Below are 23,828 nucleotides of genomic sequence, written 5' to 3' on the forward strand. Positions count from 1 at the left end.
CCGATTTTTATTCAACTTACATCCAGTAAACAGCGATGTACAAACCAAGCCAGACTACGTCAACGAAGTGCCAGTACCAAGCAGCGCCTTCAAAAGCAAAGTGGTGTTTAGCAGTAAAGTCGCCACGAATCATACGGCGCAATACGATCGCCAGCATAGTGCCACCAAGGAATACGTGGAAACCATGGAAGCCAGTCAACATAAAGAATGTAGAGCCGTAGATACCTGATGTGAGCTTCAAATTAAGCTCATGGTAGGCATGGTAGTACTCGTAGCCTTGGAAACACAAGAAGATAAAGCCCAGGCCAACAGTTGCAGCCAAGCCAATAATGGCTTTCTTCATGTGGTTCTCTACCAATGCATGGTGAGCAATAGTAATAGTCACACCAGAGCTTAGCAACAACAATGTGTTGATGGTTGGAACCGGCCAAGGGCCCATGGTTGTGAATTTCTCAACCAATCCAGCAGGACCATCATTTGGCCAGACAGCCTGGAAATTAGGCCAAAGTAATTTGCTCGTAACGTCACCCATCCAAGGCATTGCAATATTGCGTGCGTAAAAGAGAGCCGCAAAGAATGCGCCAAAGAACATGATTTCTGAGAAGATGAACCAAGCCATTGACCAGCGATAAGAAATATCAACGTTGACACCATTTTTACCAGCATTGGATTCAGCAATCGTATCGCCGAACCAGTGATAGAGCACAAATAAAATCCATGCCACACCAACCAAGCTCAGGGCGCCGCCCCAAGAAGTGTGATTTACCCAGCCAGACATACCAGCGCCAAATGCAATTAAGCCGACGGCGGCCATGGCAGGATGCCTAGATAGTCCAGGGACGAAATAGTATGGGGTTGAATTGGATGACATCTTATTCTCTCTATTCAATCAAAAAATAATCAATGGGACACAACTGCTTTCACTATCAACAGGAGAACACCCATAAAAATCAAGGCGCCAACAACACCTGCAATGATAATGTGAACAAAACTGAGTGAAGCTACATCTTCCTGCAAACCTGATTGTTTACGCACGCCCAAAAAGCCCCACATCACGGCTTTCATAGACTGCATAAAACTACTTTTTTTCTTCACGACACCACCTTTGACTTTGGTGCAGGTGGTGTACCACCCATGCCCAGCTCAAAGAAGGTATACGACAAAGTAATGGTTTTCACATCATCTGGTAAACCCGCATCGATCACAAAAACTACCGGCATCTTCTTTGTTTCATTTGCCGCTAGGGTTTGCTCTTGAAAACAAAAACACTCTAACTTTGTAAAAAACTCTGTAGCACTTTTAGGCGCATAACTTGGTATTGCCTGTGCTCGCACTGGGCGATTCTGATTGTTGGTAACCTCATAAACAATCTCAGTCATTTCACCAGGATGCACTTCTAAAAAATTCTTTACTGGTTTGAAAGTAAACGGGCCACGACTATTGGAGTCAAACTCAATCGTCACCGTACGGGCATAGTTAATTTGAGTGTTACCAACTTTGTTAGGACTAAAAGCTCTAACGCCATAATCATTCTTACTTGTTACTACGTTAATCCCAGTAACCTCACACAAGGCTTTATACATAGGGACCAAGGCATAACCAAAGCCAAACATCATGACTGAAGCAATAAGTAGCTTCAATAAGATTTGGCGATTTGCAGAATAAGTCACGGTCATATAGGCAAAGTGGGATTAACCCAAAACGCTCCACTTCATCACAATGCCAATAAAAAAGACTACGGCAACGCTCAAAAGAATCAGCCCTAAGCGACGATTATTCGCAGCTAGGGCTTGTTTAGGGGACGTATTAAATTCCTGCTTCACGTAACTGCTCAGCACTTGGAGGAGTTTCAAAGGTGTGGTGTGGAGCTGGTGAAGGCACAGTCCACTCTAAACCCTTAGCACCGTCCCAAGGCTTGGCTGGAGCCTTCTCACCATGACCACGGTAAGCAGGTAATGCTACACAGAACAAGAAGTACACTTGCGATAATCCAAAGCCTAGAGCGCCGATTGAAGCAATTAAATTGAAATCAGCAAACTGAGTAGGGTAGTCGGCATAACGACGTGGCATGCCTGCTAAGCCCAAGAAGTGCATTGGGAAGAATGTGATGTTAAAGAAAATCATGGAAGTCCAAAAGTGGATCTTGCCGCGAGTTTCATTAGCCATGCGACCGGTCCACTTAGGACACCAGTAGTAGAAGCCGGCGAACATAGCAAACAATGAACCCGCTACCAACACATAGTGGAAGTGCGCTACAACATAGTAGGTATCTTGCAAACCAATATCGATTGGCGCCAATGCCAGGATCAAGCCAGTAAAGCCACCCATCGTAAATACGAAGATGAAGCCAATAGCCCACAACATTGGAGTTTCAAAGGTCATTGAACCTTTCCACATGGTTGCAACCCAGTTAAAAATCTTTACACCAGTTGGTACAGCGATCAACATCGTTGCGTACATGAAGAACAACTGGCCAGTTACCGGCATACCAGTTGCAAACATATGGTGAGCCCAAACAATGAATGACAAGATCGCAATAGACGATGTTGCGTAAACCATTGAGCTGTAACCAAACAATGTTTTTCTGGAGAAAGCAGGAACGATTTCACTCACGATTCCAAATGCTGGAAGAATCATGATGTAAACCTCTGGGTGCCCAAAGAACCAGAAAATATGCTGGAACATAACCGGATCACCGCCGCCAACTGCAGAGAAGAATGAAGTACCAAAGTGACGGTCAGTTAAAACCATCGTAATTGCGCCAGCCAATACAGGCATTACCGCAATCAATAAGTAAGCAGTGATCAACCAAGTCCAGCAGAACATTGGCATCTTCATCAAAGTCATACCAGGAGCGCGCATATTCAAAATGGTCACGATGATGTTGATCGAACCCATGATGGAAGACGCACCTAATAAATGGAGGGCAAAAATAGCCATGTCCATACCAGGGCCCATTTGCGAGGTCAATGGAGCGTAGATTGTCCAACCGCCAGCAGGCGCGCCGCCAGGAACTAAGAATGAACTTAAAAGCAATGTTGCAGCCACTGGAAGAATCCAGAAGCTAAAGTTATTCATACGAGCAAACGCCATATCAGATGCGCCAATTTGCAAAGGCACCATCCAGTTTGCGAAGCCAACGAATGCCGGCATGATCGCGCCGAACACCATTACCAAACCATGCATAGTGGTTAGCTGATTAAAGAACTCAGGGCGGAAGAATTGCAAACCAGGCTGGAATAATTCCAGACGAATTCCTAAGGCCATCGTGCCGCCGGCTAACAGGCTAATAAACGAGAAGATCAAATACATCGTACCGATGTCTTTGTGGTTGGTTGCAAATAACCAACGACGCCATCCGTGTGGCGTGTGATCATCATGCGCGTGGTCGTGTGCGTGGTCGTGGGTAGTAGAGACTGTGCTCATGGATTACTCCGGTTTCGTTTTATCTGTATTAGTTAATCTGATTTACTGGCCGCGTGCGGTAATAATTTCTTGGGTCTGAATCACTTCGCCGGTTTTATTACCCCACGAATTGCGGGTATAAGTAATTACGGCTGCGATATCTCCGTCGGAAAGTACGCCTGCCCACTTCGGCATTGCATTTTTACCGTTCAGCAAAATATTAAATTGGCCTGCTTTAGGTCCATTAACCACTTTGCTGCCATCCAATGCAGGGAATGCCCCAGCACCTTTACCATTCGGCTGGTGACAAGCTGCGCAATTAGCTGCATATACTTTTGCGCCACGCTCTTTTTGCTCTTCCAGGGTGTAAACCTTAGACGGATCATCACCACCTGTACCCATTGCTTTTTTCTTCTCAGCAACCCAAGCGGTGTAATCCTCTTGTGAAACTACTCTCACAACGATAGGCATGAAGGCATGCTCTGCACCGCAAAGCTCAGAACACTGACCGCGAAAAGTACCAATCTTGTCGGCTCTAAACCAGGTGTCACGAACAAAGCCTGGTATCGCATCTTGCTTTACGCCAAACGCTGGGATAGTCCAAGCATGAATAACGTCGTTAGCAGTAGTGATCAAACGAATTTTTTTGCCAACTGGCACAACCATTTCGTTATCTACTTCCATCAGATAAGTATCTGACTTAGGTGCTAAGTTATTGATTGCCTCTCGGGATGTAGCCAAAGTAGAAATAAAATTGATGCCTTCACCCTCACCCTTGATGTAGTCGTAACCCCACTTCCACTGATAGCCGGTGGTCTTAATAGTGATGTCAGAGTTGGTAGTGTCTTTCATCGCCACAACAGTTTTTGTTGCTGGCAATGCCATGCCGATAACAATCAACAATGGAATAACTGTCCAAATAATTTCAACAGTAGTGCTCTCGTGAAAAGAGGCTGATTTGTGACCTAACGATTTACGGTGCTTCAAGATGGAATAAAACATCACCCCAAAAACGCCAATAAAAATCACTGCGCAAATGACCAACATCATCCAATGCAACCAATGGATCTCTTGCATGATTTTAGTAGCAGGAGGCGCGAAATTTAGCTGATTAACAGCTGGGCCACCAGGCATATTCTCTGCTGCATGAGCAAAAGCAGTGCCAAAAGCAACTACGAAATAGAGCGAAGCCCTAGTGACTTTTCCAAATAAATTCATCTTATTCTCTGTTTATTGTCGTGAGCAAAGCAGCAAAAATGCCACAAAATGCCCAAAAAACGGTCTCAAGCCAATACATCCAGCCGTGATTATAGGGTTAATTAGGCACAAGAACAAACAGGGATAACTCAGCTTGAACCAATCTTGGTCGAGGTTTAAATGATAGTAAGCACTTACACTTAGGCAGAATCTGACCTAGTCTTGCGCACAATTTGATTTGCATCAAAATAGGCTATGTTGTCCTTTGCCTTTGCAAGGTGCTTTCCAAGGGCCCAGGCATGTCCATAAACTATCTCTAAGGTGATTTTTTGGGACAAAACCTCTTTTTCAATCGCTCTGGGAGGGATGGAATGTATCAATTTCAGCGCACTCATATCAGCCAGCAATAAAGCAGGCTTCTCGTAATCCAAAGTGAGGTACTCCATGTCCATTACAGGATCAGAAAACCGCCCCCCAAGCAAAGCATCTCCCATATCGTGCATATCCCAAGGGCTTAATAAATTCTTCAGCTTTACGTCCGGAAGCTCTAAGGCGCGCAACTCTTTTCCGGTATCGGGGCCCAAATAGCTAAATGTGATTAAACCGCCCTCACGCAGGACGCGCCAACACTCCTGCAAGAAATGCTTAGGATCAGGCAAATCCTGCAACAAAAGATCGCTAAACACTAAATCAACAGAATTGTCAGGAATATCGAATCTTCCAGATGAGGTGTAACTGGCCAAGGGGCTAGCATTACTAGAAAATGCAGATCGCCAATTGCTCATCGCCTTAGTACGCCACATTTGAAATCCTGAGACACCTTTTTCGGTGATGCTAAAAATGCGCGCCTTTGGATAGCGCTGAGCGAGCGTATCCAAATGCTTACCAGCAAAATCGGGCACCACTAAGATATCTTTTACATCAAGCTTAACGATGTCTAATTTCTGCAGCATGCGATCTGCAATTTCGTCTTGTAACCATCTAAGGGGCTGGGTCATTGGCTCAGTATACTCAGCGCCCCATGGGATTTCCTGAGACCATTTTTCAAGCCATTTGTGAACAACTTTTGCCCACAGCATGTATTGCTTGTCAGGGGTTCCAGCAATCATCCCTATGCGATCGTTGTCTCAATCAATTACGAGATGAAGGTTTATTGAACTATCAATGCTGCTACCAATGCGGCATAACACTTCAGGCTTCAGAAATTGCACAGCAACGCTGCATGCAATGCCAAACCTTGAGGCCCTACTTTGATGAAACTTATTGCTTAGATCGCTACGATGGATTGCTACAAACTCCACTACATGAATTGAAGTATCAAAAACGCATTGCATTTGCTAATGCCCTTGGCAGAACATGGAACTTACTTCTTAGTAAGGAGCTTGAAGATATCTCTGCTGATTATTTACTGCCAGTGCCGCTCAGTATTGAGAAGTTAGCACAGCGTGGTTTCAATCAAAGTTGGGAAATAGCTAAACAGATTCGGTGTGGAGGGCATATTCAAAAATCACCTTATATGCTGCAGCGTCATCATTATGCAAAGCACCAAGCCGGAAGCACCTTGAGTAATCGCCAGCTAGCCATTCAGGGAATGTTTTACGTTGAAGATCGTTATATTCAGCAGCTCGCTAACAAGACTGTGATTGTGTTTGATGATGTAATGACAAGCGGCGCAACTCTTAATGAAATTGCGCGCGTTCTGAAGGACAATGGTGTATCTCGCGTAATAAACTGGGTCCTACTCAGAGCTGCGCGACCAATCTAAAGAATGCTACATGTTTAATATCGTTTTATTCGAACCAGAAATCCCGCCCAACACAGGCAACATTATTCGTTTGTGCGCCAATACCGGAGCAAGGCTACATTTAATTGAGCCGCTTGGATTTCCAATGGAAGATGCCAAGTTGCGTAGAGCGGGCTTGGACTATCACGAGTTTGCACGAGTCAAAGTCCATAAAAATTGGGAAGAGTTTTTAAAGGATGAGCAACCCGATCCTCAACATCTCTTTGCATTGACCACCAAGGGCTCAGGAAAGTTTCATGAAGGCAAATACGCGCCCGATGATTACTTCGTATTTGGTTCTGAAACTAAAGGCATTACGGATGAAGTCAGAGACTCCATTCCGAATGAGAATCGTATGCGCCTAGCGATGCAAGATAGCAGTCGCAGTCTTAACTTATCAAATACTGTAGCAATCGTTGTGTATGAAGCATGGCGGCAGAATGGCCTTGCTGGTGGTCAATAACAAATTGACCCAGATGCTGTAATTACGATTCGATTTTAGGATCGCGCCCCATGAGTTTTTTAACAGCATCATGCGGGTTCAATTTTCCAGAGAGCACTTCACCCATCATCGCAGTAATCGGCATGTCAACTCCTAGGCGTTTTGCTAAGTCGCCAACCGCCTCTGCACAAAGTACACCCTCAGCAACATGACCAAGACTGGCAAGAACCTCAGGCAGCGACTTACCAGCAGCAAGCTCAAGGCCAACGCGCCGATTACGCGATAGATCTCCAGTGGCAGTCAAGATCAAGTCCCCAACCCCAGTTAGACCCATACAAGTTTCGGATTTACCGCCTGCGGCTTTCACAATGCGCATCATCTCTGCTAAACCGCGTGTGAGAACAGCAGCGCGTGCGTTCAGACCTAAATCTAAGCCATCACCAATACCTGCAGCAATCGCCAAGACATTCTTAATTGCCCCACCCAATTCCACACCAATTAAATCATCGCTTGAATACACGCGCATATTGCCGTGATGGAAAGCGGTCTGCACTGCTTCACATAACTTGGGAGATTTGCTAGCAACGGTTAAAGCGCAAGGCATACCTTCACCAACCTCACGCGCAAAGCTTGGGCCAGATAAGGCGCCATATGAATGCGTTATTCCATGAGAATGCATCTTGCTCTCACGCTCTACTACCTGATGGGGCAATAAGGCGGTATTCGGCTCAAGCCCTTTGCAAAGCCAAATAATATTGAGTGGGTGCTCAGCAATCTTTAAAGCTTGGTCGATTGTTTCTGAAAGCCCTGACATTGGTGTAGCAATGACTAATAAATCATCGCTAGAAAGTCTTTTGATAGCAGTAGAGAAGTCGCTTTCAAACTTGAGGTTTGCAGGCAACTGAATCCCTGAAAGATAAGCGCGATTTTCAGCGCTCTCTTCGATTTCTTTTAACTGTTGTTTACTACGAGACCATAAAACAACATCACCTTCTTGGAGAAAGCGAGCTGCTTGTGCAGCCATCGCCGTTCCCCAGGCGCCAGCACCAAGCAGTGTCACTTTCATGATCTGTGGGCTCGCTCGTTGAGCTTAGTGAGGCTTGCTCTCAGCGGCAGCGCTATCCTTAGCGGCAGCTTCTTGTTGAGCTTGCATCAAACGATGTTCGTACATGGCGTGGAAATTAATCTCATTCAAATGAATTGGCTGGAAGCCTGCGCGACTAATAATGTCGGCAATATTTGAACGCAAATACGGATACAGAATCGTTGGGCAAGCAATACCAAGCATGGGGTCAATTTGCTCCACCGGAATATTGCTAAATTCAAAGATGCCGGCTTGTTTTGCTTCTACCAAGAACAGTACTTTGGTGTCGACTTTCGCAGTCACAGTGGAACTAAGGGCCACCTCAAAGATACCTTCACTTAAGGGTGCAACGGAGATATCAATCTCAACCTGCACTTGTGGCTCAGACGCAACCAACAAAATCTGCGGAGCATTTGGTTGCTCAAGAGATACATCTTTTAAGTAAATTCGCTGAATACGAAATCCAGGTTCTTTAGCTTGCTCGGCACTTGCCTGATGTGCTGGGGATTTTTCAGTCATTGCTAACTTTCTTTGTATGTTTAATCTATTAAGCTAATAAGGGATCAAGCTTTCCAGCACGATCTAATGCCACTAAGTCGTCATAACCACCAACATGCGTGTCACCTATATAGATTTGTGGAACAGTGCGGCGGCCAGTGCGTGTCATCATTATTTCGCGCTGGGCCGGATCACGATCAATCAAAATCTTTTCGAGATTAGCAACGCCTTTTTTAGTCAGCAACTTTTCCGCCATGACGCAGTAAGGGCAAACTTGGGTGCTATACATTGTTACTGGAGGCATCGATTTTTCCTTATTTCACTAAAGGCAGCGCTGCTGCTTTCCAAGCCTGGACACCGCCATCTAAGGCGCCTACTTCGGCAAAGCCCAGCTTTTGAGCTTCGGCCACGAGTTTGCGTGACTGGGTGCCAGTTTCACAAACCAAGACCACTGGGTGCTTGCGATCGAGCTTGAGCTTTTCAATAGCCGCGGTCAAACCAGCGGCATTGGCCAATTTGGCACCAGGCAGATGACCAACTTTGAAGGCCTCCTCCGAGCGCAGGTCCAAAACATAGGCTTTGCGACGATTAATCCAAATCGTCGCTTCGGTAGGCGATAAGCCTTTTCCGCCAATAAGCGTAGATAATGAGGGTAGGAAAAGCGCTATGCCTGAAACCAACAACAGGGCAATAAGCGCTAAATTATCAATTTGCGTGAGAAAGTTCATCACCGGATTATAGAATGGCTCTATGAAACAACTTGTCCTTATTCGTCATGGCGAATCTGCCTGGAACCTTGAAAACCGCTTCACTGGCTGGGCGGACGTCGACTTAACCCCTAAAGGCGCAGAACAGGCCATTGCAGCAGGCGCAAACCTCAAAAAAGCAGGTTATGAATTTGATATCGCCTATACCTCCGTTTTAAGGCGTGCAATTCGCACTCTTTGGCACGTTCAAGATGCCATGGATTTGATGTGGCTTCCTGTTGTTCATAGTTGGCGTTTAAATGAACGTCACTATGGCGCGCTCACTGGATTGAATAAAGCTGAAACAGCAACTAAATATGGCGATGAACAAGTTCATATTTGGCGTCGCTCCTATAACGTGCGTCCACCGCTACTTGAGCATGATGATGAACGTCATCCTAAAAATGATCTCCGTTATTCAAAGCTCAATCCTTCCGACATTCCTTTGGGTGAATGCTTAAAAGATAACGTTGAGCGAGTATTACCCTTGTGGAATGAATCTATTGCACCCGCGCTCAAGGCTGGCAAACGCGTTTTACTAGTAGCACACGGCAACAGTATTCGTTCACTCATGAAGTATTTAGATCAAATGTCTGACGAAGACATCATGGAAGTGAACGTACCTAATGGTGTGCCACTTGTTTATGAGTTAGATGACAACCTCAAACCTATTCAACACTTTTATTTGGATTAAAGCAAAAGAGATATGCGCCAATTTCTAAAGAATTTCGCCCTAATAACCGTTGGCCTTATTGCCGGCGTAGCAGCCACGATCCAGCTCTCCGCGACTGCCCAGCAAGGCGCCCAGCTCCCACTGGATGAGCTGCGTACGCTCTCCAATGTCTTTGCCCAAATTAAGCGTGAATATGTTGAGCCCATAGAAGATAAGCAACTACTAACAGATGCTGTTAAAGGAATGGTGAGCAGTCTTGATCCACATTCCACTTTCTTAGATAAAAAAGATTTTGCAGAGATGCAAGAGATGACTTCTGGAAAGTTTGCTGGACTTGGCATTGAAATCACTTCTGAAGATGGTGTAGTTAAAGTACTCAATCCAATTGAAGATAGTCCTGCTGCTCGCGCAGGCCTTCAAGCTGGAGATCTCATCACACGCCTTGATGACAAACCAGTACGCGGCATGTCTCTAGACAAAGCTGTGCGCACTATGCGCGGCACTCCTGGAACCAAAATTACGTTGACAGTATTTCGTAAGAGTGAAGAGCGTAGCTTTCCAGTAACGATCACGCGTGCAGAAATTAAAGTTCAATCCGTCAAAACAAAAATTCTGGATAACGATATTGCTTGGGTACGCATCACTAGCTTTCAAGAGCGCACCGTTCCTGATCTTGCTAAAAAATTGACTGATATCGCCAATCAAGATCCAAAGCTCAAAGGCATCATTCTTGACCTGCGCAACAATGGCGGCGGTCTATTACAAGGAGCTGTGGGTGTAGCTGCAGCATTCTTGCCTGCTGATGCAGTCATTGTCTCTACTAAAGGCCAGTCCCCAGATTCAAAACAGGTATTTAATGCAAACCCAGCGATGTACCGTCTAAATGAGTCTGGCGATCCTTTGGCGGGTGTTCCGGCGATGTTTAAGAAATTGCCTATGGTGGTCTTGGTTAACGCTTATTCCGCATCAGCCTCTGAGATTGTGGCTGGCGCACTCCAGGACTATAAACGCGCAACCATTATTGGAAAAACGACCTTTGGTAAGGGCTCTGTCCAAACCGTTCGTCCTTTGACCAATGATTCAGCACTGAAGATTACTACCGCTTATTACTACACCCCAAGTGGCAAGTCGATTCAGGCTTTTGGTGTGAAACCAGATATTCCAGTTGATCAAAATAAAGATGGCGATCCAGATGATGTCTTAATCACTCGCGAGATCGATAGCGAGAAACACTTACGCAATAAGCAATCTGCTGAAGATAAGTTGATTAAAGATCGTGAACAACGTCGCCTCGAAGAGTTGCAGCGCATTGAAGAGAAAAATGCCAAGAAGACTCCTGAAGAAAAAGAGAAGGATAAAAATAAGAAACCGCCTGAACTAGGTAGTGCAGATGACTTCATGCTTTCTCAGGCAGTAGCCTTTATTAATGGCCAGCCTGTGAAGCGCTCTTCATCCAAGCTCGAATAATCTTTTAATCTCTGCGGCTGGCACATGAATGACGAGCAGTTACTTCGATACTCAAGGCACTTGCTGCTTGACGAGATTGATGTTGCTGGCCAAGAGAAGCTTCTCCAATCACATGCATTAGTCATCGGCGGCGGCGGCTTAGGCAGCGCTGCAGCACCCTATTTAGCGTCAGCAGGAGTAGGCCACATTACCCTGATGGATCACGATGAGGTAGAACTCACCAATTTGCAGCGCCAAATCATGCACACCGAAAGTAGTATTGGGAAAAGCAAAGTGGCGTCAGGAAAAGAATTTTTACAAGGTCTTAACTCCAGTATTCAGATTGAAACTATTCAGGCTAAAGCCACAGCTTCGTTATTAGCTGAACTACTGCCAAGCGTTGATGTTGTTCTCGATTGCACAGATAACTTTTCAACCAGACACCTGATTAATGCTGCCTGCGTTAAACATCAAATTCCATTGGTTTCAGGCTCTGCTCTCAAGTTTGATGGTCAAGTGAGCGTCTTTGATCTGCGAAATCCAAGCTCACCATGCTATGCCTGCATCTTTTCTCCAGATGAAGTATTTGAAGAAGTCAGTTGCTCCAGCATGGGCATCTTCTCGCCTCTAGTAGGGATCATTGGAGCCATGCAAGCCGCTCAAGCGCTGCAGGTATTAATTGGTTTTGGAGAGTCCTTGGTGGGCCGCATGTTGCTCTGGAATGGGCGCACGACCCAAATCGATGAAATCCGTATTAGCCGTAATTCCGAGTGCTCGGTATGCGGCTCAGCCCACTAGGCAACGCACTAAATAATTAAGACAGCAGTCGCTCTAGAGCCTTTGCCTGCTCTTCTGGCTCGTATGCTTTCAAGACCCTAGCAACGCGGGCTTTTAACAAGCCGACATTGGCCTGAAGAATTTCCCGCTTGACCAGCAATAACTGGCTGAAGTGCATTGAGAAATCCGTTAAGCCCAAGGCAAGCAATAGCCTGGTTAATGCAGGATCACCAGCCATCTCGCCACAAACAGCCACAGGTACATTGGCACGTTTAGCTTGCTCAATGATATTGGCCAATAAATTCAATATCGCTGGATGCAATGGGTCATATAAATGGGCAACTGCATGATCTGCGCGATCAATCGCCAGCGTGTACTGAATTAAATCATTCGTTCCAATAGAAAGAAAATCGAATCGATTAATAAACAAAGGCAAGACTAAAGCAGCGGCCGGAATCTCAATCATTGCGCCAACTTGAATATTCGGATTAAATGCTTTGCCACGCTGATGCAATTGTTGTTTGGCTTTTTCAATCAGTCTAAATGTTTCATCGATCTCTTTAGCATGCGCCAACATGGGAATCATGATGCGCGCTTGACCATGGGCTGATGCACGCAAGATTGCTCTGAGCTGCGTTAAAAATATTTCAGGCTCTGTTAAAGACCAGCGGATCGCCCGCAAGCCCAGTGGTGATGTGCCTGTTTGAGAAATATCGCCACCGCCGCCCAATGCCTTATCTGCACCAACGTCAATCGTTCTGATGTTGACAGGTAAGCCATGCATTAAATCGACTACGCGACGATATTCTTGATATTGCTGTTCTTCATCTGGCAAAGCCTGCTTACGGTCCATGAATAAAAATTCAGAACGGAATAAACCAACCCCTACAGCACCCAACTTCACCGCCTGAATAGCATCTTCTGGCAATTCAATATTGGCAAACAACTCAATCTCAACACGGTCGGCTGTTTCTGTTTTTGCATGCTTCAACTGTTGGAGCTTACGGGCTTCTTTAAGCACCTGAGTTTGTAGTTTGCGATATTCGGCTAGCAGCTGCTCATCTGGGGCAACTACTACAACTCCTCGATCGCCATCTAGCACCAACCAATCGCCATGACGAATCATTTCGCTGGCATGGCGCACACCAACTACCGCAGGTATTTCCATGCTGCGCGCCACGATAGCCGTATGAGAGGTCTTGCCCCCCAGATCCGTTACGAATCCAGTAAAAGCATGCTCTTTAAAACGCAGCATGTCGTGTGGTGCAATATCGTGAGCAACAATAATTGACTCAACACCAATATCGCTGGTTGGCAAAAAATTGGCATCGTTTAATGGATCTTTTTTCTGTGCATTTAAAGCCTTAATCACGCGTTCAGCAACTTGCCGAATATCATTGGCGCGCTCTTTTAAATACGCATCCTCAATATCTGCAAACTGCTCCAGAAGATCATTGAGCTCAGTGGTTAAAGCCCATGCCGCATTTAAGCGTTGCGTGCGAATGAGTTTAATGGGCTTCTCAGCTAATGCTGGGTCCGCCAATATCATGCCGTGCACATCTAAGAATGCCGCCATCTCTTGCGGCGCATCTTTTGGCAATCCTTGACGCAATTGCTCAAGCTCTAGGCGAACCTGATCAAATGCATCTAATAGCTTTTGTGCTTCAGCCTCTTCTTTGCCAGCTTCAATCAAGTGATGACTGACTTCTAATGCCGCACGAGAAATCAGTACCGCCTTGCCAATGGCAATGCCTTTCGATACTGGAATGCCGTGCAATGCAAAAGTCATACTATTTACTCGCCCTCGCCAAATCGGTCATTAATTAAGGCGGTGAGTGCCTGCATAGCTTCATCTGCTTTTTCTCCAACAGTCTCGAGAGTCACAGTGCTTCCGATACCGGCCGCTAACATCATCACACCCATAATGCTTTTCGCATTAATTTGACGCCCATTACGTGACAAAAATATTTCACAAGGAAACTGAGCAGCTAATTGAGATAGCTTGGCAGAGGCGCGCGCATGCAAGCCTAATTTATTGATGATTTCGATTTCTACCGAAGGCATAGTGTGCTGGCCCTTATCTATTCTTGATTTACTTTTGCACCTAAGCGCAAGATGCCATTCTGTCCACCAGCAAGCGCTTTTTGCGCCAACTCTTCCAGATTTTCTCCACGATGAGAAATGCAACGCATCAGCATAGGTAGGTTTAATCCAGCCAGCACAATGACAGGCGCATTCAATCCCGATAAAGGGCCCAAGGCCTCTAGCTTGCAAGCCACATTAGCAGGGGTTGCGCCCATCACATCTGTCAGGATTAAAACGCCGTTGCCTGTATTCACACCATAAGCAGCCTTCATCACGCGATCAAAGCTTGCCTTGGTATCTTCATGAGGAGGAATATCCACTGCTCGAACACGCTCAGGCAATACACCAAAAGTATGCTCAGCAAACCCCAGCATTGCGCTGGCAACCGGTGTGTGAGCAACGATGACAATTCCAGTCATATTTATGCCAATGCTTTCTCTAAAGCTGCCAACCAAAATTGCGCAACATTAAAGTTGCTTTGGTCAGTAATTTCTACAAAACAAGTAGGGCTCGTCACATTAATTTCAGTAAGATAACCGCCGATTAAATCCAACCCAACTAAGAATAATCCACGCTGATTTAAAACAGGGGCTAATTTTTCAGCAATCCTTTTTTCGGTCTCAGTTAAAGGCATCGCTACGCCTTTGCCACCCGCAGCTAAATTACCCCGAATTTCGCTACCCTGCGGAATGCGAGCTAGAGCAAATGGCACTACCTCTCCGCCAATTAAAAGCACCCGTTTGTCGCCCTGGGCAATTTCTGGCAGAAAGCGTTGAACCATCAGGGTTCTTGCGCCATTCTCACCAAGCGTTTCTACGATGCTAGCAAGATTTAAGCCATCAGCCCCAACCCTAAATACACCCATTCCGCCCATGCCATCTAAAGGCTTAATCACGATATCGCGATGTTCCTGATGAAAAAGCTCTACCGCAGCTAATTCACGCGTGACCAAGGTAGGCGGAATCAGTTCTGGAAACTCTGTAATAGACAGTTTTTCTGAATGATCTCGAACAGCACTCGGCTCGTTAAATACTTTCGCGCCCTGACGTACTGCAGCAGATAACAACCAAGTGGTATTAAGGTATTCAATATCAAAAGGAGGGTCTGTGCGCATAAGCACAGCAGAAAAAGACTTGAGTGTTCGAGACTCAATCTCACCCAACTCAAACCAGTTCGTGGAGCTGGGCTTAATGACCAAAGACTGGCAATCAGCCACCACAAAATTATCTCTCCACAACACATTGCGACTTTGACAAAACCACAAGTGGTGTCCCGCCTCTTGCGCTGCTCGCATCATTGCGAGTGTGGAATCTTTTTGAATCTTAAAAGATTCAAGGGGGTCTGCAATAAAAAGAAGGTTCATTATTTCTATTGAGAGATTGGTGATTTATTTATGCGGCTTCAGCATTGGGATCGGTTCGCTCTAGCTCCAATGATGCAGCAAGCAGCGCTAAGCGAGCAACTACACCATACAGATAGAAGCGATTTGGAGCGGCGCTACCTGGCTTAGCCCCTAGATCGGGCATCGAGTTTTGCTCAAAGGCTAGAGGCACAAAGTGCATGCCAGGAGCATTGAGATTCTCATCCGGACCGCGGTCAGTATGAACGCGATAGAAGCCGCCAATGACGTAACGATCAATCATGTAAACCACGGGCTCAGCAACCGCTTCATTGACCTTCTCGAAGGTATACACACCCTCCTGAATCAATACATCGCTGACCTCAAGGCCTTCCTTAACTACACTCATCTTGTTGCGGTCTTTACGATTCAAGCCCTTTAGCTGCGCGGGATCATTGACTACCATCACGCCCATGCCATAAGTGCCGGCATCAGCTTTTACTACGACATAAGGCTTCTCTTTAATACCGTATTCACGGTACTTCTTGGCAGTCTTTTTTAAGACTTGCTCTACAGCAGTTTGAAGTTCGTCTTCGCCCTTGCGCTCATGGAAATTAATATTAGAGCAACTAGTAAAGTAAGGGTTGATCATCCATGGATCGATATCAACTACTTTGGCAAATTTCTTCGCCACTTCTTCATATGCGGCAAAGTGATTTGATTTACGACGCACATGCCAGCCAGCGTGCAAGCCTGGCAGTAAGTACTGCTCATAAATATTCTCCAGAATCGGAGGGATGCCTGCGGATAAGTCGTTATTTAATAGAATCGAGCAAGGATCAAAATCTTTTAGACCTAAGCGTTGCTTCTTGAGACCCAATCGAGAAAGCGGCTCCATCAATAAGCGATTGCCATCAGGCAAATCAATCCAGGTTGGCTTCTTAATTTCTTCGGAGAAAGTACCCAGCCGAACATTCAAGCCGGCTTGACGCAAAATCGAAGACAAGCGCGCAATGTTCTGCAAATAGAAAGTATTGCGTGTATGACGCTCTGGGATCAGTAATAAGTTTTTAGCCTCAGGGCAAATCTTTTCAATGGCAGCCATGGCAGCTTGAACGGCAAGCGGCAACATCTGCGGTGAAAGGTTATTAAACCCTCCAGGAAAAAGATTGGTATCAACTGGGGCTAACTTAAAGCCAGAATTGCGTAAATCGACTGAACAGTAGAAAGGCGGAGTATGTTCTTGCCACTCTAGCCTGAACCAACGCTCAATGGTTGGGGTCGCTTCTAGAACCTTTGACTCTAATTCGAGCAAAGGGCCGGTGAGTGCAGTAATGAGATGTGGAACCATTCCACCATTGTAAGATTATTAAAAGAAAGACGCGGGATCCGAGGATCCCGCGCTTAAAACTAGGCAACCAACCAGGGCCGCCCAGTGAGGGGTAAATCTACCGATTAAGACTCGTAAGCGGTCTCGCCGTGTGAGCTGATATCCAAGCCTTCGCGCTCTTCTTCTTCCTTAACGCGCAAACCAATCACGATATCGATCAATTTGAAGGCTACGAAAGAAACTACGCCAGACCAAATTACAGTGGTAATTACGCCTTGAGCTTGGATCCACAATTGGCTAGCAACAGAGTAATCAGGAGCAACTGCATTAGCTACATAATCCCAGATACCTGTTCCACCCAAAGCTGGGTCAGCGAATACACCAGTCAACAATGCACCAGTAATACCACCTACGCCGTGAACACCAAACACGTCCAAGCTGTCGTCTGAACCCAAAATCTTCTTGAGACCAGTAACACCCCAGAGGCAGATTACGCCAGCGATGACACCGATTACGATTGCGCCCATTGGGCCAACGAAACCAGCAGCAGGAGTAATTGCAACCAAACCAGCTACGCAACCAGATGCAGCGCCCAACATTGATGGCTTGCCTTTGAGAACCCACTCAGCAACTGACCAACCCAATACAGCAGCAGCAGTAGCTAAATAAGTATTCACGAATGCCAAGGCAGCGCTACCGTTTGCTTCAAGAGCTGAACCAGCATTGAAACCAAACCAGCCGAACCACAATAAAGCAGCACCAGTCATTACATAAACTAAGTTATGTGGCTTCATTGCTTCTTTGCCGTAACCAATGCGCTTGCCGATTACAAAGGAACCCACTAAACCAGCGATCGCAGCATTGATATGCACAACGGTACCACCAGCAAAGTCGAGAACACCTTTTTGCCACAACCAACCAGCACGAGCAGTAATTGCTTCGAGTGATGCAGCATCTTTGATGTCATCTGGACCAGGCCAGAACCAGACCATGTGAGCGATTGGCAGGTAGCTCAAAGTGAACCAAATCACCATGAATACCAGGATTGCAGAGAACTTAGCGCGCTCAGCAAAAGAGCCAATGATCAAGCAGCAAGTGATCGTTGCGAACACTGCTTGGAAAGCCATAAATACATACTCAGGAATCACAACACCCTTACTAAAGGTTGCTGCTACTGAGTCTGGATTCATGCCGCCCAAGAAGAGACGATCTAATCCACCGATGAATGCTCCGCCTTCCGTGAATGCAAAGCTATAGCCATAAATCGCCCATAGCACTGAAATCAAAGAGAAGACCATGAAACATTGCATACAGATAGACAAGATGTTCTTGCTACGCGTCAAACCGCCGTAGAACAACGCCAAGCCAGGCAGAGTCATCAACAGCACTAATGCTGTACAGACCATCATCCAAGCAGTGTCACCTTTATTGCACTTTTCAGAGCAAAGAACAGGAGCAGGTTCTGCAGCTGCAGGAGTAGCAGCTGGAGCTGTTACAGCTGGTTTTTTAACTTCATCAGCATGCGCTGGCGAAGTAACCATTACACCAGTAGCACCAATGGCCAAAGCCATAGCACCACCAGCAACGAGTCGTTTCATCCAAGTTAACATTTTGAACCTCTCTTTAAAGTGCTGACGCGCCGGTTTCACCGGTACGAATACGAATGACGTGCTCAACTGGAGAGACAAAAATCTTGCCATCGCCAATCTTGCCAGTACGTGCTGATTTTTCAATTGCTTCAATCGCACGCTCCAAGATGCCATCTTCAACAGCAGCTTCAATTTTTACTTTAGGTAAAAAGTCGACAACATACTCAGCACCACGATACAACTCGGTGTGACCTTTTTGACGACCAAAGCCTTTAACTTCAGTGACGGTAATGCCCGAAACTCCCACTTCTGAGAGAGCTTCGCGCACTTCGTCAAGCTTGAAGGGCTTGATGATTGCGGTAATTAATTTCATGTGTTTCTCCGTTCAGAGTGGAAATTAGAAAGTTTTTGTCAACGCTACAACTGCGTTAGCACGACCTTGGTTGCCGCCGTTAGGTGTTGTATACATGTAGTTAGAGCCAACTTTTTGTACTGTTGTACCAGTGTAGTAAGCAGTACCTGACAAGCCACCACCAAAGTCCTTGGTGAAGCCAAACTTCCAGTCAGCGTAGCTTAAGTTATATGTGCCGCCCATGTTAGTACCAGCTAAAGCTGAAGTAGTAACAATGTTGTTAGGAACATACTGATAACCAACGTGGCCAACCAATCCGACCCCATAGAAACCAGTGTCGTAGTTAGCAGTTAAGTCTGGGTAGAAAGAACCCTTAGAGTTGTAGATGCCGAAGAGGTTGCTTAATGCATAAGATACTTTTAAGAAACCAGTTACAGGGCCAGCAGTAAAGTTTTGGGCTGCATAAATCTCTGTAGTGCTAGGTGCAGCACCAGAAGACTGACGGGCAGTTGGGTATTTTTGTAACTGTGAGCCAGTTGGAGCATTTGGCATCATTCCAGAAACTGGGTAGTAGTACTGTAATACACCAAAGTCGCTAGCAAAACCTTCAGCGATCAAGTCCTTCTTGAAACCAGCATAGAAGTCCATTTCGATTGGCGCAGTAACAGCACCTGTACCGCTACCGCCATTACCACCGTAGCTGTCGCTGATCCAGCTAATGTTTGAGTTCCAGTTACCTACATAGAAACCGCTCTCATGTGCGTAATCAAAGCCGCCTTGAATTGCTGGCTTGTTATTGGTTTGTGTCAAACCACGATAGATATAGTTGCTTGCAACAGTTACGTTAGCAGTGATTGGGCTAACTTCAGCCGCTGCTGGCTCATCAGCCGCGAATGCTACAGTTGAAAGGCCTGCCAACAAAGCTACTGCTGCTGCAGAGATTGCTGTCTTTTGCAAAGTTTTCATGAACTACTCCTTACTGGTTGTAATAAAAAAATGGGTTGAATGCTTAATGCATGGGGTGATATTGAATCCCCAGGGGCTCATGGCTTTGTCACAAATCCCCCAAATAAGGCAAATGCCCATTTTTGGTGCTAAATATTGCACCGAATGAGTGAATATAGGGCATTTTTCGGGTTTTAACCCCTTTTTGGGCAGTTTTACGCATACAACTTAAAATACGAATGTGTATCTTTTCTGCAACTCTCAATAGAACTGCGAACCCTCATCATGCAAAAACCAGGCGAAATCCTCGAACAAATCCAACGTATCGCTAACGATATGCAAAACAAAGTTGGTGATGCGATCCGCAATTCGCCAGCTCAAGAAATTGAAAAGAATGTGCGCGCCATGATGAATCAAGGATTTCAGAAAATGGATTTAGTAACGCGCGAAGAGTTTGATCTTCAAAGCAAAGTACTTGCTAAGACACGTGAAAAGTTAGAGGCGCTTGAGGCTAAAGTTGCCGCACTAGAAAAACAATAATTAAATGATCTTCTCTTCAGGCTACTCTGGAGAGAAATCACTAAAGAAGTTTTCGTACTCTTCTGCAGATAAAAAAGTTTTCGCATTCTCATTACCTGCATTGGTATGCAGGACAGAAATCTGATAAATCCAAGTATCGCCAGTTGGGCCTACTCGATTAATCCAACGAACGCGCATCAATTGCTGCGACTTTCCATTTACCTTCAAATCTAAAAAATAATCTTTAGTCGGCAAGCGCTGTCGATCTGCTGTTCTATAAAAAGCGTCCTCAACAGTGACATCACCACCAGATGCTTTTGTCCTATCAATTAAATTAGCCTGTAATTGCGAAAGTAACTTACTTAGTGAGGTACTTTGATTGGCCGGCAACCGGATGGTGCTGACCGAGTAAATATCATCATCAATTTTTACCGCTTCAAGCGTCTGTAAAAGTTCTTGATCAAGATAAGGAATGCGGCGCTCTAATTTGTCTGGTTTACCAGGAAATAAAGCGGTATATCTTTCTTGCGGGGATTGAACTGTACGCCAATCCAACCTAGGGCTACATGCAATAAGAAGGGCTAAAGCCGCTAGCAAAGTAGCGACTTTAGAAGCCCCTCTAAACAACCCCAGCTCCGAGTGCCTGTTGATCTGCGTGATAGCTTGAGCGCACCATGGCACCTACTGCCGCATGAGAGAAGCCCATTTCATACGCCTTTTCCTCAAACATCTTAAAGACGTCGGGATGAACATAACGCGTAACGGGTAAATGATGTCCTGACGGGGCGAGATACTGACCAATAGTGAGCATGTCGATATTGTGCTCACGCATATCTCGCATGACTTCCAAAATCTCTTCATCCGTTTCACCCAGACCTACCATTAAGCCGCTTTTAGTAGGGACATGAGGAAAGCGCTCTTTAAAATCTTTCAAGAGCTTTAAGGAATGCAAATAATCTGCACCTGGTCTAGCCTGTTTGTATAAACGTGGCACTGTTTCGAGGTTGTGATTCATCACATCAGGCAAACCACTAGGCGCATGCTCAGCAAAAATATCTAAGGCTTTATCTAGACGACCACGGAAATCTGGCACTAACACTTCAATACGGGTATTCGGGGAGAGTCCGCGTGATTGAGAAATGCAATCGACATAGTGCATTGCACCGCCATCACGCAGATCATCACGATCCACGCTAGTGATAACGACATAGTTCAATTTAAGCGCAGCAATAGTGCGCGCTAAATTAGCAGGCTCTTTTGCATCAAGAGGATCTGGTCTACCGTGACCTACATCACAAAATGGGCAACGACGAGTGCACTTGTCACCCATGATCATGAAAGTGGCAGTCCCTTTACCAAAGCATTCACCTATATTGGGGCAGCTGGCTTCTTCACAAACAGTCACTAACTCGTTCTCGCGCAAAATCTTTTTGATTTCAGAAAAGCGAGAATTATTAGAGGCCGCCTTCACCCGAATCCAGTCAGGCTTTTTCAATACCTCTGTTAAAGGAATGATTTTGATCGGAATGCGCGCAGTCTTCTCGCTCGATTTTTGTTTACGTGATGCGTCGTAATTGAGGTCTTGGCGCGCCTCGATAGGTGTCTTAGTGTCAGGCTTATTTGTGGTCATGATGGCATCAGTTGCTTTTGTAAATGCTGCAAAAGCCTTTGGCTAATAGTGTCTATATTGTCCTTGATCCCAAGGGTTTGCATGTCGACTGTCTTTAAACCCTCATACCCACAGGGGTGGATACGCTGAAAGGCCTCTAAATCGGTAGCGACATTCAGGGCTAGACCATGATAGGAGCAGCTTTTGGAGACTTTAAGGCCCAAGGCCGCCACCTTAGCACCAATCCATTCTGATGGCACTCCTGACTGCTGAGAGACGTAAATTCCCGGAGCCCCCGGATGCCTTTCAGCCTTAATCCCAAAATCGGCCAGAGTATCTATCAGCGCTTGCTCTATACGAGAGACCAATTCTTTTACAAAGATCCCTAGACGCTTTAAATCTAGCAAAAGGTAAACCACGATTTGGCCTGGCCCGTGATAGGTAATCTCTCCACCCCGATCCACTTGCACGAGTGGAATTTGATTGCTGGGTGAATGCAAGTTACCCACATCGCCTGCCAAACCTAAAGTGAAAACAGGGGGATGTTCTAAGACCCAAATTTCATCGGGCGTTTCACTGTTACGCTCTTTAGTAAAGAGTTTCATCGCCTCATACGTAGAGGCGTAATCTGCTAAACCCAATTGTTTTACTAAAACCGACATGAATTCAATTACAGAACAATACTAACCAATGGATGAGTGGACAAGGTTCTATACAACTCATCTAACTGTTCACGGCTAGTCGCAGTAATTGGTAAAGTAATGCCGAGGTAATTTCCATCCTTAGAAGGACGTTGCTCCACTTTGCTCTCGTCAAACGTAGGATCAAATTGTTTGGCAATATGCACTATCGCTGGAAGATACTCTGGGTTTGCTTTACCCATGACCTTGATAGGAAATAATGATGGGTACTCGATTAATGATTTTTCTTCGGCCATATAGTCTTTCTATTTCTAATTACTTACGATGGTCTGGCATGCCCAACCATGCGCCAGTAATGATGTTGCGAATGCAATGCAAGCGGCGATGGAAAAAGTGATCTGCGCCAGGCACTACTTGCACAGTCAACTCTTGCGGACGCGCCCAATCTAAAACGTCAATCAAGGGAATGGTTTCATCCAGTTCCCCATGAATCAAAATCGTATCCGCGGGGACTGGAGCCAGAGTCCATTTGCCTGCGGCGCTACCCACCATCACCAGTCGCTCAGCTGGACGACCCAAGTCTGAAAGTCTCTGCACTAAGTGACTACCAACAAAACTTCCAAAAGAAAAACCTGAAACTACTAGCGGCAGGGTATTGGCATCTCCTACCCAGGATTGATTCGCAGTTGCTTCAAATTGACTCCAACTTGATGGTGTACGCATCCAATCAGTTACATGAAGCAAGTCCTCTAACTCCCCAACACCATCATCATGAATACCCTCAGTTCCACCTACACCGCGAAAGTTTGGGCGCACGCTGACGTAACCCAACTGGTTAAAAGCACGTGCCATGGTTTGGGCCACCTTGTTATCCATCGTGCCGCCCATCAAAGGATGGGGATGTGCCACGAGGGCCAAGCCACGCACAGCAAATGCAGGATCATTTTTTAATTCATCTGGCAGATCAATAGACATTTCCATTGATCCAACAATGCCTTCAATCTGTATTACTTTTGTACGGCTATTCATAAAAAACTTTCAACTCTCTGTAATGGCTAAGCTAATTGCAAGCGTTCTACTGGACGCCCTTCGATCAAATGAGACTGAATAATTTCTTCAACATCATCTACATCAACCATGGTGTACCAAACACCCTCTGGGTAGACAACCATCACAGGACCGTCAGCACAGCGATCCAAGCATCCCGCCTTATTCACCCGAATTTTTCCTGGACCCGCAAGGCCAAGCTCTTTTACTCTCTTCTTAGCATAGTCAAACAAGGCAAAAGCATTGTGCTGATCGCAACAATCTTCACCATTGGCACGCTGATTGAGGCAAAAAAATAGGTGATGTGAAAAACTCATAGAA

Annotated in this window: 31 protein-coding genes; 6 read left to right on the forward strand and 25 right to left on the reverse strand. The window is 45.8% G+C overall.

Annotation, left to right across the window (positions count from 1 at the left end; all coding sequences use genetic code 11):
- Positions 1–16: 16 nt before the first annotated feature.
- From ICN44_RS04155 to ICN44_RS04185, 7 genes are all read right to left on the reverse strand, one after another.
- Positions 17–871: a cytochrome c oxidase subunit 3 gene (locus ICN44_RS04155; RefSeq protein ID WP_216262833.1), complete on the reverse strand. Its 855-nt coding sequence runs from the start codon at positions 869–871 to the stop codon at positions 17–19.
- A 29-nt stretch (positions 872–900) separates the two neighbouring features.
- Complete coding sequence (locus tag ICN44_RS04160; protein WP_083564235.1) at positions 901–1,074, reverse strand: DUF2970 domain-containing protein; 174 nt, start codon at positions 1,072–1,074, stop codon at positions 901–903.
- Positions 1,075–1,091: 17 nt separating this feature from the next.
- Positions 1,092–1,676 carry a cytochrome c oxidase assembly protein gene (locus ICN44_RS04165; RefSeq protein ID WP_216262834.1) on the reverse strand — a complete coding sequence of 195 codons (585 nt, stop codon included), beginning with the start codon at positions 1,674–1,676 and terminating at the stop codon, positions 1,092–1,094.
- A 15-nt stretch (positions 1,677–1,691) separates the two neighbouring features.
- On the reverse strand, positions 1,692–1,838 hold the full coding sequence (locus ICN44_RS04170; protein ID WP_370624859.1) for a cytochrome oxidase small assembly protein: 147 nt from the start codon (positions 1,836–1,838) through the stop codon (positions 1,692–1,694).
- Positions 1,807–3,426, reverse strand: a complete 1,620-nt coding sequence (gene ctaD, locus ICN44_RS04175; protein WP_216262836.1) for a cytochrome c oxidase subunit I — start codon at positions 3,424–3,426, stop codon at positions 1,807–1,809. The genes ICN44_RS04170 and ctaD overlap by 32 nt, the downstream gene beginning before the upstream one ends.
- A 42-nt stretch (positions 3,427–3,468) precedes the next feature.
- Positions 3,469–4,539 (reverse strand): cytochrome c oxidase subunit II, encoded by a 1,071-nt coding sequence (gene coxB, locus ICN44_RS04180; protein WP_370624867.1) that lies wholly within the window; start codon positions 4,537–4,539, stop codon positions 3,469–3,471.
- Positions 4,540–4,802: 263 nt separating this feature from the next.
- On the reverse strand, positions 4,803–5,600 hold the full coding sequence (locus ICN44_RS04185; RefSeq protein WP_255537398.1) for a class I SAM-dependent methyltransferase: 798 nt from the start codon (positions 5,598–5,600) through the stop codon (positions 4,803–4,805).
- On the opposite strand from ICN44_RS04185, the gene ICN44_RS04190 reads away from it, so the two are divergent.
- Entirely contained in the window at positions 5,600–6,367 is a 768-nt protein-coding gene (locus ICN44_RS04190; RefSeq protein ID WP_255537399.1) for a ComF family protein, read from the forward strand. The genes ICN44_RS04185 and ICN44_RS04190 overlap by 1 nt on opposite strands.
- A 10-nt stretch (positions 6,368–6,377) precedes the next feature.
- Complete coding sequence (gene trmL, locus ICN44_RS04195; protein WP_216262840.1) at positions 6,378–6,848, forward strand: tRNA (uridine(34)/cytosine(34)/5-carboxymethylaminomethyluridine(34)-2'-O)-methyltransferase TrmL; 471 nt, start codon at positions 6,378–6,380, stop codon at positions 6,846–6,848.
- Between the two features lie 22 nt (positions 6,849–6,870).
- On the opposite strand, the gene ICN44_RS04200 is transcribed toward trmL, so the two are convergent.
- The 4 genes from ICN44_RS04200 to ICN44_RS04215 are packed head-to-tail and all read right to left on the reverse strand — an operon-like array spanning position 6,871 to position 9,137.
- Positions 6,871–7,893 carry an NAD(P)H-dependent glycerol-3-phosphate dehydrogenase gene (locus ICN44_RS04200; protein WP_216262841.1) on the reverse strand — a complete coding sequence of 341 codons (1,023 nt, stop codon included), beginning with the start codon at positions 7,891–7,893 and terminating at the stop codon, positions 6,871–6,873.
- A gap of 24 nt (positions 7,894–7,917) precedes the next feature.
- Positions 7,918–8,430 (reverse strand): protein-export chaperone SecB, encoded by a 513-nt coding sequence (secB, locus tag ICN44_RS04205; RefSeq protein ID WP_216262842.1) that lies wholly within the window; start codon positions 8,428–8,430, stop codon positions 7,918–7,920.
- 28 nt (positions 8,431–8,458) lie between these two features.
- A complete protein-coding gene (grxC, locus tag ICN44_RS04210) occupies positions 8,459–8,713 on the reverse strand; it encodes a glutaredoxin 3 (protein ID WP_072582670.1) in 255 nt (84 codons plus the stop codon).
- A gap of 10 nt (positions 8,714–8,723) precedes the next feature.
- Positions 8,724–9,137, reverse strand: a complete 414-nt coding sequence (locus tag ICN44_RS04215) for a rhodanese-like domain-containing protein (protein WP_216262843.1) — start codon at positions 9,135–9,137, stop codon at positions 8,724–8,726.
- Between the two features lie 22 nt (positions 9,138–9,159).
- Between ICN44_RS04215 and gpmA the strand changes: the two genes are divergently transcribed.
- Genes gpmA through ICN44_RS04230 form a run of 3 tightly spaced genes read left to right on the forward strand, consistent with a single transcriptional unit; the run spans position 9,160 to position 12,072 of the window.
- Entirely contained in the window at positions 9,160–9,849 is a 690-nt protein-coding gene (gene gpmA, locus ICN44_RS04220) for a 2,3-diphosphoglycerate-dependent phosphoglycerate mutase (RefSeq protein ID WP_216262844.1), read from the forward strand.
- Positions 9,850–9,861: 12 nt separating this feature from the next.
- Positions 9,862–11,295 carry a S41 family peptidase gene (locus tag ICN44_RS04225; RefSeq protein ID WP_216262845.1) on the forward strand — a complete coding sequence of 478 codons (1,434 nt, stop codon included), beginning with the start codon at positions 9,862–9,864 and terminating at the stop codon, positions 11,293–11,295.
- A 24-nt stretch (positions 11,296–11,319) separates the two neighbouring features.
- Complete coding sequence (locus ICN44_RS04230) at positions 11,320–12,072, forward strand: HesA/MoeB/ThiF family protein (RefSeq protein ID WP_216262846.1); 753 nt, start codon at positions 11,320–11,322, stop codon at positions 12,070–12,072.
- A 16-nt stretch (positions 12,073–12,088) separates the two neighbouring features.
- Here ICN44_RS04230 and ptsP read toward each other — a convergent pair whose 3' ends face one another.
- The 8 genes from ptsP to ICN44_RS04270 all read right to left on the reverse strand — a co-directional run bounded on the left by ptsP (position 12,089) and on the right by ICN44_RS04270 (position 19,712).
- Positions 12,089–13,840 carry a phosphoenolpyruvate--protein phosphotransferase gene (gene ptsP / locus ICN44_RS04235; protein ID WP_216262847.1) on the reverse strand — a complete coding sequence of 584 codons (1,752 nt, stop codon included), beginning with the start codon at positions 13,838–13,840 and terminating at the stop codon, positions 12,089–12,091.
- Between the two features lie 5 nt (positions 13,841–13,845).
- Positions 13,846–14,115 carry an HPr family phosphocarrier protein gene (locus ICN44_RS04240; protein WP_072582664.1) on the reverse strand — a complete coding sequence of 90 codons (270 nt, stop codon included), beginning with the start codon at positions 14,113–14,115 and terminating at the stop codon, positions 13,846–13,848.
- A gap of 17 nt (positions 14,116–14,132) precedes the next feature.
- Entirely contained in the window at positions 14,133–14,555 is a 423-nt protein-coding gene (locus ICN44_RS04245) for a PTS sugar transporter subunit IIA (RefSeq protein WP_216262848.1), read from the reverse strand.
- 2 nt (positions 14,556–14,557) lie between these two features.
- Entirely contained in the window at positions 14,558–15,499 is a 942-nt protein-coding gene (gene gshB, locus ICN44_RS04250; protein WP_216262849.1) for a glutathione synthase, read from the reverse strand.
- A gap of 28 nt (positions 15,500–15,527) precedes the next feature.
- Positions 15,528–16,826, reverse strand: coding sequence for a glutamate--cysteine ligase (gene gshA / locus ICN44_RS04255; protein WP_072582662.1), 1,299 nt, complete (start codon positions 16,824–16,826; stop codon positions 15,528–15,530).
- A gap of 104 nt (positions 16,827–16,930) precedes the next feature.
- The gene (locus tag ICN44_RS04260; protein WP_216262850.1) at positions 16,931–18,415 is read right to left on the reverse strand and encodes an ammonium transporter; all 1,485 of its coding nucleotides are present in this window, start codon (positions 18,413–18,415) and stop codon (positions 16,931–16,933) included.
- 13 nt (positions 18,416–18,428) lie between these two features.
- Positions 18,429–18,767 carry a P-II family nitrogen regulator gene (locus ICN44_RS04265; RefSeq protein WP_011903792.1) on the reverse strand — a complete coding sequence of 113 codons (339 nt, stop codon included), beginning with the start codon at positions 18,765–18,767 and terminating at the stop codon, positions 18,429–18,431.
- A 24-nt stretch (positions 18,768–18,791) separates the two neighbouring features.
- Complete coding sequence (locus ICN44_RS04270) at positions 18,792–19,712, reverse strand: TorF family putative porin (RefSeq protein WP_216262851.1); 921 nt, start codon at positions 19,710–19,712, stop codon at positions 18,792–18,794.
- A 264-nt stretch (positions 19,713–19,976) separates the two neighbouring features.
- Between ICN44_RS04270 and ICN44_RS04275 the strand changes: the two genes are divergently transcribed.
- The gene (locus ICN44_RS04275) at positions 19,977–20,231 is read left to right on the forward strand and encodes an accessory factor UbiK family protein (protein ID WP_072582658.1); all 255 of its coding nucleotides are present in this window, start codon (positions 19,977–19,979) and stop codon (positions 20,229–20,231) included.
- A 21-nt stretch (positions 20,232–20,252) separates the two neighbouring features.
- Here the strand turns inward: ICN44_RS04275 and ICN44_RS04280 are convergent, their stop codons facing one another.
- The 6 genes from ICN44_RS04280 to ICN44_RS04305 form a co-directional block, all read right to left on the reverse strand.
- A complete protein-coding gene (locus ICN44_RS04280) occupies positions 20,253–20,765 on the reverse strand; it encodes a hypothetical protein (protein WP_255537402.1) in 513 nt (170 codons plus the stop codon).
- 64 nt (positions 20,766–20,829) lie between these two features.
- Complete coding sequence (gene lipA / locus ICN44_RS04285; RefSeq protein ID WP_216262853.1) at positions 20,830–21,840, reverse strand: lipoyl synthase; 1,011 nt, start codon at positions 21,838–21,840, stop codon at positions 20,830–20,832.
- Entirely contained in the window at positions 21,837–22,481 is a 645-nt protein-coding gene (gene lipB, locus ICN44_RS04290; protein ID WP_216262854.1) for a lipoyl(octanoyl) transferase LipB, read from the reverse strand. Before lipB ends, lipA begins: the two co-directional genes overlap by 4 nt.
- An 8-nt stretch (positions 22,482–22,489) precedes the next feature.
- Positions 22,490–22,756, reverse strand: coding sequence for a DUF493 family protein (locus tag ICN44_RS04295; protein ID WP_215362317.1), 267 nt, complete (start codon positions 22,754–22,756; stop codon positions 22,490–22,492).
- Positions 22,757–22,775: 19 nt separating this feature from the next.
- Positions 22,776–23,489 carry an alpha/beta hydrolase gene (locus ICN44_RS04300; protein WP_216262855.1) on the reverse strand — a complete coding sequence of 238 codons (714 nt, stop codon included), beginning with the start codon at positions 23,487–23,489 and terminating at the stop codon, positions 22,776–22,778.
- A 26-nt stretch (positions 23,490–23,515) separates the two neighbouring features.
- The gene (locus ICN44_RS04305) at positions 23,516–23,824 is read right to left on the reverse strand and encodes a ferredoxin (RefSeq protein ID WP_216262856.1); all 309 of its coding nucleotides are present in this window, start codon (positions 23,822–23,824) and stop codon (positions 23,516–23,518) included.
- Positions 23,825–23,828: the final 4 nt, after the last annotated feature.

The sequence above is a fragment of the Polynucleobacter sp. JS-Fieb-80-E5 genome (assembly GCF_018882015.1).
Lineage (GTDB): Bacteria > Pseudomonadota > Gammaproteobacteria > Burkholderiales > Burkholderiaceae > Polynucleobacter.